A 13,762-nucleotide genomic window follows, 5' to 3' on the forward strand; every position below is an offset into this window, starting at 1 on the left:
CAGCGCCATCGACAGATCCAGCATCTCCACCGGATAGCCGGTCTTGTCAGCAACCACCGCCAACATGTCCCCGACCAAATCCACACCCGCCGCCGCCGGCGCAGGTGCAGCAGGTGCAGGCGCAGCCGCCGGCGCAGGAGCTGCTGCAACCGGGGCAGCAGCAGGCGCCGGCGCGGCAGCCGGGGCCGCCGCCGGACCCAGCAGCGACTGCAGGTAGTCGACGATCTCGCGCAGCGTCACCAGCGCCGCCATGGTCGCGGTGTCCACCTCAGGCAACGTCGGCACCCGATCCTGCACGGCCGACAAGATCTCCACCCGCTTGATCGAGTCGATACCCAGATCCGCCTCCAGCGCCATCGACAGATCCAGCATCTCCACCGGATAGCCGGTCTTGTCAGCAACCACCGCCAACATGTCCCCGACCAAATCCACACCCACCGCAGCCGGCGCAGCGGCCACCGGGACAGCCGGCGCGGGGGCAACGGGGACCGCAACCGGCGGGGCCGCAACCGGGGCCGGCGCGGGCGGAGCGGGCATGGTCGCGACCGCAGCAGGTGCGCTTACCGGCGCCGGTGCTGCAGGTGCGGGCGGGGCGCTGACGGGAGCAGCAGGAGCCGCAGGCGGCGCAGGCACCGGGGGCACCGGAGGCGCCGCAGGCGGCGCGGGCATGGCCGGCGCGGGCGGCGGGGTGACCACCGGCGGCGCCGGGGGGGCCGCAACGCCGTACGGGGCGGTGGGCTGAGCCGGCACCACCGTGGTGGCGGCCGGGAACAGCTGGGGGACCGGCATCGGCGCGAACCCGACATTGGAGACCAAGGTCTGCAGCAGGCCCTGCAGGTGCGCGATGGTCTGCTGCATGCTGCCCAGCGCGCCGACCATGTGGGTCACCATCTCCGCTCCGGGACCGGACACCAGCGGCGACGTCACCATCGGAACGGGGGCGGGCTGAACCGGCACCGGGTCGTGCGACGGGACATGTGCCGGCAGCCCGTTCGTCTCGGGAACGGGGGGATGCGCTGCTGTCATTTCGGGCTCCGATACGGTCGCGTGGCCGTTGTGGTCACTGCGGGGGGTGGATATCTCGGGTCGCTGCACCAGCTCGTCATTGATGTCTGGTCGGCCGAAGTTCGTGCCGTTGAGCTTGATCGTCAACTTGGGAGCCGGACGCGTCCGCGGGTCATCACCGTGGCGGTAGTCGGCCCACAGGGCATCGAAGTTCATCGGAACGCCGGCGGCCACCAGTTGAGCCAGGCCCATCCACAGCGATCGAATCCCGTTCCTGCCCTTGGCGTCCAGGGCGATCGCGACGTGGTCCTGGCCGGTCAGGCACTTGCCGACGAGGTTGGTGAGCACGCTGCCGGGGCCGACCTCGATAAAGGTGCGGGCACCCGCGGACCACATCGCCTGGACCTGCTCCACGAACCGCACGGGCTGGGCGATCTGATTGGCCAGCGTGGCCTGCATCTGGTCGGCGCCGCCGACGTACGGCTGCGCCGTTGCGTTGGCATAGACGGGCACCTGCGGCAGGCCGAACGGGATGCCCGCCAGGTACGAGGCGAACGGGCCCGCCGCCGAGCTGACGATCTCGGAGTGGAAGGCGGTGGCGACGTCGAGGAGCCGCGCGTTCATGCCTGCTGCGCCGAACCGCTGCGCGGCGTCGGCGATAGCCGCACTGTCGCCGGAGAGCACCACCTGGTTGGGGGCGTTGTGGTTGGCGATCACCACAGGCAGGCCCCACTCGGCGAGAAGCCGGCTGACCTGCTCGGCGGAGGCGGTCACCGCGCACATCGCACCATCGCTGCTGGCGGCGGCCTGGGCCATCAGTGCACCGCGTGCGCGTGCGATGAGCAGCGCGACGTCGTCACTGATCACCCCCGCGGCACACAGGGCACTGACCTCACCGAAGCTGTGACCGCCGACGGCAACGGGCGCGATGCCCAGCGAGCGCACGATGGACAGCAGGCTGAGGCTGTGCGCACCGATGCCCGGCTGCGCCCACTCGGTCTTGGTCAGCTCAGCCGCCTGAGCCGCGCGATCTTCCTCGGTGAAGGCCGTCTTGGGCCACACGACCTCGTGCAGGTCGCGGTCGGCGTTGAGCAGCTCGGCGCGCGCAAGCTCCCAGGGCGCCAAAGCCGGTCCGTAGAGCTGCGGGATGTCGGCACCCATGCCGACGTACTGGCTGCCCTGGCCGGGGAACAGCAGCGCCACCGGGCCAGCCTGCTGGCTGGAGTAGTAGTAGCCCTTCGGCGAGCTGAACGACGTCTCCACGTTGGGGGTTTGGAGTTTCGCCGCGGCTTCGCCGAGCATGGTGCGCAGGGTCTCGACGCTGTTGGCGACCACGGCAAGGCGATGCGGGCGGCCGGCGTCATACGCCGACTGCGTGCTTCGCGCGAGGTAGCTGAGCATCTCCGGGGAGTCGACCAGCGAGCCGGCCAGCTCTCCAGCCTGAGCAGCCAGTGCGGCCGCCGAATCCGCGCCCAGGACCACCAGCTCGGAGTCCCAGGAGCGATAGCGCGGAGCATGCTCGCCGGCGCCGGTGTACTCCTCCAGCGTGATGTGGAAGTTCGTCCCGCCGAAGCCGAACGCGCTGACCGACGCGCGCCGCGGCACGTTCTGGTCGGCGATCCACGGTTTGGTCTGCGTCGACAGGTAGAACGGCGACGATTCGATCTCGAGCCCGGGGTTGGGGCGGTCGATCTTGATGGTTGGGGGCAGGACCTTGTGATGCAGAGCCATCACGGTCTTGAACAGCCCGCAGGCGCCGGCGGCGCCCTTGGTGTGGCCGACCTGGGACTTGACCGAGCCGACAGCGCACCACTGACGGTCCGTCCGGCCCGACTCGTCGAACACCCGGCGCAGGGCGGTGAACTCGGCAACGTCGCCGGCCTTGGTGCCGGTGCCGTGGGCTTCGACGAGGCCGACGGTCTCCGGCCCGTAGCCGGCCGCCTCGTAGGCGCGGCGCAGGGCCTTGGCCTGACCGTCCGGGCTGGGGGCGTAGATGCTCTTGGCCCGGCCATCCGAGGACGTGCCGATGCCGCGGATCACGGCGTAGATCCGGTCGCCGTCGCGCTCCGCGTCGTCGAGGCGCTTGAGCGCCAGCATCGACAGGCCCTCGCCCAGCATGGTGCCGTCAGACTGGTCGGAGAACGGACGGCAGTCGCCGGTGCGCGACAGCGCGGTGACCTTGGCGAAGCACATGAACATGAAGATGTCGTTGAAGGCGTCCACGCCGCCGGCGATCACCATGTCGGCCTCGCGCAGGTAGAGCTCGTGCAGCGCGATCTCGATCGCGGCCAGTGAACTGGCGCATGCGGCGTCGACGACGCAGTTCGTTCCGCCCAGGTCGAAGCGGTTGGCGATTCGCCCGGCGATGACGTTGCCGAGCAGGCCCGGGAAGGTGTTCTCCTGCCAGGGGGTGTAGCCCGCCGCCACGCTCTCGCTGAAGGCGGTCAGCTCACTGTCGGACAGACCGGCCGCGCGCAGGCCGCGTTCCCAGATCGGCCGATGCAGGCGACCGCTCATGTAACCCGACATCTCGGTGCCCCCGGACGAGCCCAGCACCACGCTGACCCGTTCGCGATCGATCGTGGAGATGTCGCCGCCCGCGTAGTCCTCCAGCACCTGCTGCGCGACCCTCAGCGCCAGCAGCTGGGCGGTGTCGGTCGCAGGCAAGACGTTCGGCGGAATGCCGAAATCCATCGGCGCGAAGTCAATGGTGGGCAGGAAGCCGCCGCGACGGGCGTACACCTTGTCGGGCGTGCGGGGATCCGCGTCGAAGTAGTCGTCGACCCGCCAGTGCGACTCCGGTACGTCGGAGAACAGGTCCACGCCCTCGACGATGTTGCGCCAGAATCGCTCGGCTTCGGGGGACCCGGGGAACAGCGCACTGACGCCGACCACTGCGACAGGTGGATGTTTGGCTACCACAGGGTCTCCTTAAGAACGGCCTTGACGCAAAGCATCGAAAGCCTAAGTTTTGCCATCAGAGACGATGAATAGCAGCTGGGGGTCCGCTGATCATCCCAATGGCCAGACGCTGCCGGGACCATATCAGAGTGTTGTAGCCATCACACATCGAAGATGTCTGGCCCAGGCCCCGGAATATATTACAGTCTTCGGCCAAAATGTCATGCCGGGGCCCCGCTGAACAGCCACTAAGCGACGCGCATAACGAATTTTACGACTTTCGTCACACCGCCAGCGGACGTGGGCTGTAAGCGAACGCCCTGGCCGGCACCGGGACCCCGCAGGCGCGGGCCGCGCCGGCGCGACTCACGTGGGCCGCACCTTCGAGCAGGTTAAGCGCCACCTGGACAGCCTGGCGATTCTCGCATGCCTCGAGGTGGCTGCCCGCCACCCAGCTGTTGAACGCACCCATGGCCGGGCCGCACCAGATCTGGTAGTCGAGCACCCGCTCGGGGAGGCCGCTGATGGCCCACCGGCTCGACTGACCCAGATACCAGCGGAACACCAGCGCCATCTGGTACTTCGGATCCCGCGACGCGAGTTCGAGCACCGCCGGGTCGCGCTGTTGCCAGTACCGCTGGGTGTCCGCCCACACCTCGGCGACGGTGGCGCCCAGGATCTTCTCCAGCTCGGGGCCGTGCTTGGCGACCACGCTGGCCAGGTCGGGGTTGCCCGCGTACCACTCGTAGAGCTTCTTGCCGCGCGGGGCGAACATCGTTCCTCGTTTGAGGACCTGCAGGTTGACGCCCATCTCGAACATGTCGGAGGCGGGGGCCATCATCACGTCGGCGATCCCGGCCTTGGCGAGCATCGCGCGTCCGGCCTCCGACAGCCCCGACTCCACGCAGGCCTGGTTGACCGACCCGGTCAAGACGTAGGCCGCGCCCATCGCGAAGGCACCGGCGACCGCCTGCGGCGCACCGAGGCCGCCCGCCGCGCCCACCCGCACCCGGCCACTCAGCGCGCGCTGCTGGGCGAGCGTGTCGCGCAGCATGGCGATCTCGGAGAACAGCGCCGGCAGCGGACGGTTGTCGGTGTGCCCGCCGCTGTCGGATTCGACGGTGATGTCCTCGGCCACCGGCACATACCGAGACAGGTCGGCCTCGCGCTCCGTCAGCTTTCCGGCCGCGACCAATGCGGACACCAGCGCCGCCGGCGCCGGTTCCATGAACATGCGCGCCACCTCCGGCCGCGACACCTTGGCCATCACGTGGTTACGGCGCACGATGTTGCCGGCCGGATCGGTGTCCAGGCCCGAGAGTGCGTAGTGCACCACCGCGGGCGTCAGCTTCATGAAGGCCGAGGCCTCCACAACCGGAACGCCGCGCGCGATGAACAGCTCGGCGACGCGCGTCTCCAGCGAGACCTCATTGGGCGAGTGGATCAGGTTGGCTCCCCAGGCCAGCCCGGGCCGACCGGCCAACGCGGTCTGGATCTCGTGCAGCCCCCGCTCGACGGCCTCGTAGGAGAGCCCGCCGGCGCCGAAGAACCCCATCATCTGGGCCTCGGCCATCGCGATGACCAACGCCGGCGTGGCGATGCCGTTGGCCATCGCCCCGGTGACGTAGGGGAAACGGACGCCGTGCGCCTCGCAGAATTCGCGGTCGCCCAGCCACTCGGGGTAGATCGCGGGCAACGTGCCCACCAGGGAATATTCCGTCTCCCCGGCGCCGGCCACCGCCCCGCCCAGTGCCACGCCCAGCATCCCGGTGGCGGTTTCGCGCACCACATGCACGGGGTGACGGATGTAGCCGATGACGTCGGCGATGTCGTCGGGGGCGAATGCGGCCGGTGTGGTGGTGGGGCGCCAGCCCAGGCCCGGGCTCGCGCCGGCCTGCTGCTCCAGTACTGCGCCAGGTCGCTCGTTCACAGTCGTTCCTCTCGATCACCGGTGCCAAGAGCTCTCGCGCCGAGGGGCCGTGCGCACGAACCGGAGAAATCGATGAGAGTTTCTCATGGCCGGCGGCGGCGGGGAGTCTCCGCACCGTCAAACGGGTATAGGACCGCCGGTAGGCGCCAGCGGTGGCGCCGTGGACGGAGGAAATCGCTGCCGTGGGTCAACTACCGATGGCGCCGCTGCCGCGCCGCCGTTCTGGGCTGCGCCAGATCACCGAGGGCCTCGGCCAACTCGACGCCGAGGTGTTCGAGGCGATCGCACACTCACCCAGCCGGCTGCTCGACACCACCATGCCCCCGCTGACCCGCGCCGCCGACCACTCCAAACTGTGGCTGGCTCTGGCCGCCGTCATGGCGGCCACCGGCGGCCCGGCGACCCGCCGCGGAGCCGCGCGCGGAGTGGCGAGTCTGGCACTGACCAGCCTGATCACCAACCAGGTGATCAAACGGATCCGGCCGCGTGCGCGTCCCAACATCACGCTGGTGCCGCTGCTGCGCCGGGCCCGCCGGCTCCCGCTGTCGAACTCACTGCCCTCCGGGCACTCCGCGAGCGCGGCGGCCTTCGCCGTCGGGGTGGGCCTGGAGAGCCCCCTGGTGGGACTACCGGTCGCCGGGCTGGCGGGGCTGGTCGGTCTGTCCCGGATCGCCACCGGCGTCCACTACCCCGGGGACGTACTGGCCGGGCTGGGTATCGGCGCGTCGCTCGCGGTAGTCGGAGCCAAGCTGGTCCCGCCGATAGCCGCCCCTGCTGCTCAGCGCACCACGGCTCTTCGCGTCCCCTCCCCCGCACGTCCCGACGGCGACGGCGTGGTGTTGGTGGTCAACCCCGAGTCCGGCGGTGGGCGCGCGGGCGAGGTCGCCGCGCAGGTGCGCCGGGAACTGCCGGCCGTCACCATCGTCGAGGTCGGCCCCGACGACGACTTGGTGGAGTCGCTGCGCCGCGCCGCCGACACCGCGGAGGTCCTTTCCATCGCCGGCGGCGACGGGTCGGTCGCGACCGCAGCACACGTGGCGGTGCAACGCGACCTGCCGCTGGCGGTGTTTCCCGGCGGCACGTTGAACCACTTCGCCAAGGACATCGGTTGTGACGCCACCGAGAAGACCGTCCGGGCCATTGCCGAGGGCAGCCTGTCGCGGGTCGACGTGGTGCGGTTCAACGACGAGACCACCATCATCAACACAGCGAGCATCGGCGCCTACCCGACGTTCGTTCGGCGCCGGGAACGGCTGCAGGGCAAGCTCGGCAAGCCGGTCGCCAGCGCCTACGCCATGCTGATGACCCTGCGCCGCGAACGGCCGGTGCGTATTTCCTTCGACAACATGACTCTGCAGACGTCTCTGTTCTTCCTCGGCAACTCGGTGTATCAGCCCGAGGGCTTCGCGCCGGCCGTGCGGCACCGGATGGACGACGGTCTGCTGGACGTGCGGATCCTGGAGACCGGCCGACCGTGGTGCACGCTGCGAATCCTGGCGTCGGTGCTGACCGGACGGCTGCAGCGCAGTCGGCTCTATCACGAGCTGCGGGTGCCTTCATTCCGCTTCACCGCGCTCGACGGACCGGTACCGATCGCCCACGACGGCGAGGCCGACATCGCCTGTGCGGAAGCCGAATTCACCGCGTGCTACCGCGCACTGCAGGTGTATCGGCCCATGCCCTCGGCCTCGCGCTGACGACCCGGCTCGTCATCTCGGCGGACGCAGCACTTTCATGGCGGCCCGCAGCACCGGTGCGGGGATGCGGTCCCGCATGGCCAGCGCACCGGCGGCGGCCCGCGTGCGCAGCGGGGTGCCGCGGCCGAACACCCGGTTCAACGGTCCGCCGGTGGGCTCGATCTCGACGTGCAGCGGCGGGGTGCCGACGGCAGCGCCCAGCGCCTGGGCTATCACCATGCGCTGGATCTCACTGGTGCCTTCGAAGATGGTGTAGAGCTTGGCATCTCGATACCACTTCTCCACCGGATGGTCGGTGATGTAGCCCCAGCCGCCCAGGGTCTGCACCGCCCGCTCGGTGACCCGCACCGCGACCTCGCTGGCGGCCAGCTTGGCCATCGATCCCTCGCCGCGGGTGAAGGTGATCCCGTTGGCCGCCATCCAGGAGGCCCGCCAGGTCAGCAGGCGCGCCGCGTCGATCCCGGTGGCCAGCTCCGCCAACGGGAACGCTATGCCCTGGTTGTCGATGATCGGGCCACCGAAGGCCTCGCGCCGGGTGGCGTAGTCGGTCGCGTATTCCAATGCGGCGCGCGCGATGCCGATGGCCTGCGCGGCGACCATCGGCCGGGTCTGCTCGAAGGTCCCCAGTGTCGCGGAGCCCGAATGCGGCGCGCCGGCGAGAATCTCTCGGGCCCTGGCGAGTTTGTGCTCGAGTTTGTCCGCCCCGCCGAGCAGGTTCTCGGACGGAATACGTACGTGATCGAATCGCAGCTCGGCGGTGTGCGAAGCCCGGCAGCCCAGCTTGTCGAGCTTTCGGACCAATTCCAGTCCGGGAGTGCCACCCGGCACGATGAACAACGCCTGGCCGCGATGGCCGAGTTCGGGGTCGACGACGGCGTTGACCACATGCACGTTCGCGATACCGCCGTTGCCGATCCACATCTTATGGCCGTCGATGATCCAGTCGTCGCCGTCGCGACGGGCGGTGGTGCGCAGGTTGCGGACGTCGCTGCCGCCTTCAGGCTCGGAGATCGCCAGCGCGGCGAGCTTGAGATCGCCTGGCGTGCCGAAGCATTCCGGCGCCCACTGCAGCATCTGTTCGGCGGTGGCGGCCTGTCCGATCGCCGACAGGGCCAGCGCCGGCATCACGATCGCCAGCCCGATTCCAGCGCAGCCCCAGAACAGTTCTTCCATGAACATCGGCAACGACAGACCCGTCGAGTCGCCGATCAGGTCGCGATAGAACAGTGGGCTGTAGAAGCCCTGGGCCGCGGCCTCCTCAAGCACCGGCCACGGGAACTCCTGGCGCTGGTCATAGTCCAAAGCGACCGGCCGAATGACCGATTCGGCGAATTGGTGGGCGCGGCGAGCCAAGTCATGCTGCGCCGTGGTGGGCGTGAGGTCGAAGGCCATCGCGGAGTCCTGCCGTCCTGGGGCGTCCTTGCGGCCAGCCGTGGCCGCCTGAGCAGGATTGCCGCTCCGGCGCCCGGGCAAACGCGCGGCCTTGACCTCGCCTCAGGAGGCGACCAGGGCGTCGATCTGATTCAGCGCCGAGGTGGTGCCCTCCTCCACCCCCATGTCCAACACCTTCTGAAGATCCGCGGCGGAGGCGAACGTACCCACGTAGGTCGCGCGGGTTCCACCGTTGTGCTCAGTGAAGGTGTAGACGTTCCGGGAGGTCGGCATGGTGGGATCCGGATTGAAGTCCAGATCGGCGAAACCGTCGTCGAAGGTGAAACTCCGCGGCTCGTCGACAGCGATGATCTGCCAATATCCGGCGTACTTCTCACCGTCCGGGCCGGTCATGAAGTAGTTCGTGCGACCACCGGGCACAAGATCATGCTGGACCACGGTTGCGGGGAATGTCGGTGGCCCCCAAACCTTTTCCAGCTGGCGCGGGTCAGCGTAGACCTGCCAGATTCGCTGCACCGGCGCAGCGAACTCGGCGGTGATGGTCAACGTCAAGGCGTCGATGTCGTGGTGTACGTCGATCACAGGCATGGTGCGGCCCCCCTAGCTCTCCTCGGACATGATGAGTTCGTCGATACGAGCGATGCGACCGCGCCAAACCTGTTCCAACTCGGCGAGCATGGACGCCACCGACCGCACCGCGGCGACGTCACCGCAGGCCAACTGCTCACGGCCGCTGCGACGTTTGGTGAGCAGGCCGGATTTCTCCAACACGGCGACGTGTTTCTGCACCGCGGCGAAGCTCATCTCGTACTTCACCGCGAGCTCCGAAACCGAGTGCTCGCCGGCCAGGACCCGGCGCATGATGTCACGCCGAGTCCGGTCGGCAAGTGCGTGGAACAGGGCATCCGCCCTGTCGTCGTCGAGCCCGATCACCCGCCAATCGTACAACCATTTGGTTGTACGATGTCAAGGGCCGCCGCCCCGGCTGGGATCAGACCAGCGGGAACCAGTAGTCGAGGGTGTCCTCGACACCGCCCCAGTCGATGCCCATCCAGTCGGTGAAGAAGTCCTCGATCCTGCCGAACCCGGCATAGACGAACTCCACGATCGAGTTGAACATGCTCACCCACCAGCCGCTGTCGATCAGTCCGTTGCCCAGGGCGGTCACCCAGGCGCTGAACTGGTCGATGTCACCGGAGATGTCGATGTTGGTGATCAATCCGTCGGCGGTGGCCGTATGGTCGGCAACCTGCTCGGGGGTGAGCCCCAGATACATGACGTGTCCCCAGAACGTCCCGAGGATGGATGTCGAGGTGTAGTCGTCGACGGGGTCACCGGGGAAGCTGTAGACGGTGGTGGTGAACGCGTTGTTCGGGGTCAGATTGCCGAACAGCAGCGAGGGATCGTTGTCCAGCGACACCTCACCAGTCGAATTGGCCCACACGCCGTCGGGGCTCGACGGGTTGCCGATGAACACGAAGTGCAGCGCCTCGGGGTCCACGCCGTCATCGGCCAGCTGCGCCATTGCGATCGAGCCGGCCGTGGCGCCCTGCGAGTAGCCGAAGATCCACAGTGGGTTGTCGGCGTCGTAGGCATCCGGATTGGCGGTGAGTTCGGCGTGCACCGCCCGGACGATCTCGGCCGCACCGGCAAAGCTGCTGTAGCCCTGCAGGAACAGTTGCGGGGTGGTGAGCACCCGCAGGGGGTCGTCGCAGACGCCGGCACCGATCAAACACACCCCCGCGTCGTCGCCGGGATCAAAACCCAACGGCTGCAGGAACAGATCGGCCGCGGTTTGGGCGAAGGTCGCCGACGGCGTGGGCAGCATGGTGCCGCCGACGAAGATTGCGGTGTCCGACAGCAGGGTCACGTCCAGCGCCTGCGCCGCGTGGGCGACGGGCGTTCCGGCGACTCCGGCCGCGATCATGCTCGCGGCTGCCAGCGGCGCCAGAGCTTTCTTGGGGTTCATCCGCACTCCCTGAGACACCTAGAAAAATCCTCAAAAAACGCATGAAAAACAGCCGTGGCGATCATGGCAGCATCGCGCCTGGTCGTCAACGCTGCGCGTGCGAATCAGCGGGGCGGGGCGCCTCAGGCCGGACGGAGTCGGACCGGCAGATACTGATGACGGCGAATGATGTTGTTGATCGCCCAGGTCGGCTCGCCGGTCACCTCGATGCGATCGACCTGTTCGGTCAGGGCCCTGAGCAGCGCCGTGGCCTCCAGTCGCGCCAAGCCCTGGCCGGCACACGCATGCGCGCCGTTGCCGAACGCGATGTGCCGCCCGGCGTCGTTGCGAATGTCGAACACATCCGGTCTTCGCCATTCCCGCTCGTCGCGGTTGGCCGAGGCATAGATCACCAGGACCCGGGCGCCCGCCGGAATGGCCACGCCGGCGATCTGGTGGCTTCGGGCCGCTTTTCGAGTGAAGGCCCGCAACGGTGATTCGAAGCGCATAACCTCGTTGACCGCGTTGGGAATCAACGATGGGTCGGCTTTGAGCAGAGCCCACTGTTCGGGGTGGGTGGCAAAGAGTTGCACCGCACTGGAGATTGCGCTGATCGTGGTGTCCAGCGACGGCGCGAGGTAGTCGACCAGCAGTGGGGGCACCTCATCAAAGCTCAGTGTGCCGTCATCCACCGCTTTGAGGAGGTCGTCAGCCATGCTGCCCGGCAGCACGTCCCGACTGCGGGCGATCCGGCGTGCGAAGCGCAGCATCTGCAGGCTGCGCGGAATCGCCTTGGCGCCGTGCCAGTTAAGCGGCCCGAGCACATCGAAGGTAGCTGCAGCCCAGTCCAACAGATGTTCGCGTTGGTCGGTGGGCCAGCCCACCAGGTCGGGCACGAAGGCCAACGGCAGGGCGGTGGCCAGATCGGCGACCGCGTCGATGCTGCCGCGTCTCACGGCATCCTCGACGATGCACTGCGCCCGCTGGTCGACGCTGTCACTGAGGGCACGCAGTGCGCGGGGCATCATCCGATGGGCAAGAAGTTTGCGGCGCCGGTCATGCTCAGCGCCGTCGCTGCTCAGGGTGGTACCGCCGGAGAGCCGGTTGGCGGGCGTATTGGCCGCAACGCCGTGGCCCGACAGGTAGAGGGCGTCGTTGCGCAGGACTGCCTTGCATTGGGCATATCGGGGCAGGGCATAGAGCCGGTGCCGCGCCAGCCAGACCACCGGGCCGAGATCGCGCAGCGCCCGGTAATGCGGGTACGGGTCCACGATCGCCGACCGACTGTAGATGCTTCGCCGATACACCGGGACATCGGTGCGCCGAGCGAGCACGGTCCGTTTCCTACTCATGCGCTTCGCGTTCGCCGGAGTGCACGAACGTCGGCAGGGCGTGGCACAGCGCCGACAGATCGCGGCCGGCCACCATGACGGTGCCGTCGGGGCGCACCACCGCGCCGGTCACGCGGTGGTGACCCAACCAGCTGGCCAGCTCCTCACCCGTTACGGCGAGCACGCTCTGCGCGCCCCGATCCTCGACTATGCGTTGAAGATCCGGGGTCAGCGGCTGTGTGGTCAGCACCCCGAATCCCCGCCCCAGCTCATCGTCGAGGCGCCGGCCGGTGGCAAGAACCGGATTGGGGCACAGCCGCCCGGCGAGACGGCGGGTGCGCGCGGTCCGCCGCACCATCGCCGAGGCGCGCAGCGGTGGGGTCGTCGAGTCGGTGATCTTCTCGCGCAGCCCGGGCAGCAGATGCACCCTTGGCACCACCAGTCGCCGCACCAGGGTGCCGAATTCGCCGCCGGCGGTCATGGCCCGTCCGACGTTGAGTGCCAGCGAGATCATCTGCCTCGTGTGGCGGGAGCGTTCGGTTTCGTAGCTGTCCAGCACGCTCGCCGGCAGACCTGCGCGGTGATGTCCGGCGATCTTCCAAGCCAGGTTCATCGCATCGCGCAGTCCGGCACCCATCCCCTGACCGATGAACGGCGGGGTCAGATGCGCGGCGTCGCCGAGCAGAAACACCCGCCCCGATCTCCACCGATCGGCGATCTGGGCGCGGAAGGTGTATTCAGCGACCCGCAGCAGCTGCAGATCGGCATCGGCGATACCTCGCGTCCATGGCTCGATCAACGGCCGCAACTGGGCCAGCGTGGAGTAGTCGTCCACCGATTCCTGGTGCGCCAGTGCGAATTCCCAGCGATACCGGTTGGGGCCGATCCGCATATAGGTGCCGGCGCGCCGGCTGTCGCAGACCTGGTGCACCCCTTCCCACTGGTGCAGGTCGGCCGTGCAGGCGATGTCGAGCACCAGCCAACGCTGATCGAACCGCAGGCTGCGCATGGTCGCCCCGATCGCCGCGCGCACGGTGCTGTTAGCGCCGTCGCAGCCCAACACGTAATCGGCGGTGATGCGCGATTCACCGCCCGTCACCCGATCGCGAACGTGCAGTTCGACACCGTCGGCTTCCTCGGTGACGGCGAATACCTCGGTGTCACCACGCAACCGGACGTTCGGCAGGCGAGTCAGGTTGTCCCGCAGCAGCTTTTCCAACTCGGGCTGGTCGAACATGTTGGCGGCCGGAAAGCCGTTGCGGGTCGGTGTGGTGTCGCGGCTGAACTCGGCCAGCACACAGTGGTGGCGATCGACCAGTCGCAGCCCCTTGGCCGGCCGGGTGATGGCGGCGAAGGCGTCAGCGACGCCGAGGCGCGCCAGGATGCGGTAGACCTCGTCGTCGAGGTGCACGGCCCGGGGCTGCGGGTAGACCTGCGGCCAGCGGTCGAGCACCAGGGTTTCTAAGCCGTACTGCCCCAGCAGGGTGGCGGCGGTGATCCCGGTGGGTCCGCCGCCCACGACCGCGACCGACACGTGTTCGCCAGGCGTCATCGCAGT

The 13,762-nt window shown here is 68.6% G+C and carries 9 protein-coding genes; 1 reads left to right on the plus strand and 8 read right to left on the minus strand.

Annotated elements, in window-relative coordinates; all coding sequences use genetic code 11:
- Together AWC18_RS15595 and AWC18_RS15600 are read right to left on the minus strand one after the other, a co-directional pair.
- On the minus strand, positions 1-3,927 hold a 3,927-nt coding region (locus AWC18_RS15595; RefSeq protein ID WP_133055000.1), incomplete at its 3' end, for a type I polyketide synthase.
- A gap of 262 nt (positions 3,928-4,189) precedes the next feature.
- Positions 4,190-5,836 carry a PfaD family polyunsaturated fatty acid/polyketide biosynthesis protein gene (locus tag AWC18_RS15600; RefSeq protein WP_208858379.1) on the minus strand — a complete coding sequence of 549 codons (1,647 nt, stop codon included), beginning with the start codon at positions 5,834-5,836 and terminating at the stop codon, positions 4,190-4,192.
- Positions 5,837-6,033: 197 nt separating this feature from the next.
- Here AWC18_RS15600 and AWC18_RS15605 point away from each other — a divergent pair, with 197 nt between their 5' ends.
- Complete coding sequence (locus AWC18_RS15605; RefSeq protein WP_085139310.1) at positions 6,034-7,533, plus strand: bifunctional phosphatase PAP2/diacylglycerol kinase family protein; 1,500 nt, start codon at positions 6,034-6,036, stop codon at positions 7,531-7,533.
- Positions 7,534-7,545: 12 nt separating this feature from the next.
- Here AWC18_RS15605 and AWC18_RS15610 read toward each other — a convergent pair whose 3' ends face one another.
- The 6 genes from AWC18_RS15610 to AWC18_RS15635 form a co-directional block, all read right to left on the minus strand.
- Entirely contained in the window at positions 7,546-8,925 is a 1,380-nt protein-coding gene (locus AWC18_RS15610; RefSeq protein ID WP_085139311.1) for an acyl-CoA dehydrogenase family protein, read from the minus strand.
- A gap of 102 nt (positions 8,926-9,027) precedes the next feature.
- Positions 9,028-9,513: an SRPBCC family protein gene (locus AWC18_RS15615; protein ID WP_085139312.1), complete on the minus strand. Its 486-nt coding sequence runs from the start codon at positions 9,511-9,513 to the stop codon at positions 9,028-9,030.
- A 12-nt stretch (positions 9,514-9,525) separates the two neighbouring features.
- Positions 9,526-9,858, minus strand: a complete 333-nt coding sequence (locus AWC18_RS15620; protein WP_085139313.1) for an ArsR/SmtB family transcription factor — start codon at positions 9,856-9,858, stop codon at positions 9,526-9,528.
- A gap of 58 nt (positions 9,859-9,916) precedes the next feature.
- Entirely contained in the window at positions 9,917-10,894 is a 978-nt protein-coding gene (locus tag AWC18_RS15625; protein ID WP_085139314.1) for a PE-PPE domain-containing protein, read from the minus strand.
- Between the two features lie 122 nt (positions 10,895-11,016).
- Positions 11,017-12,225, minus strand: a complete 1,209-nt coding sequence (locus tag AWC18_RS15630) for a cytochrome P450 (protein WP_085139315.1) — start codon at positions 12,223-12,225, stop codon at positions 11,017-11,019.
- Entirely contained in the window at positions 12,218-13,756 is a 1,539-nt protein-coding gene (locus tag AWC18_RS15635; RefSeq protein ID WP_085139316.1) for a bifunctional 3-(3-hydroxy-phenyl)propionate/3-hydroxycinnamic acid hydroxylase MhpA, read from the minus strand. The genes AWC18_RS15630 and AWC18_RS15635 overlap by 8 nt, the downstream gene beginning before the upstream one ends.
- Between the last annotated feature and the right edge of the window lie 6 nt (positions 13,757-13,762).

It is taken from the genome of Mycolicibacter nonchromogenicus (assembly GCF_002101775.1).
In the GTDB taxonomy this organism is placed as follows: domain Bacteria; phylum Actinomycetota; class Actinomycetes; order Mycobacteriales; family Mycobacteriaceae; genus Mycobacterium; species Mycobacterium nonchromogenicum.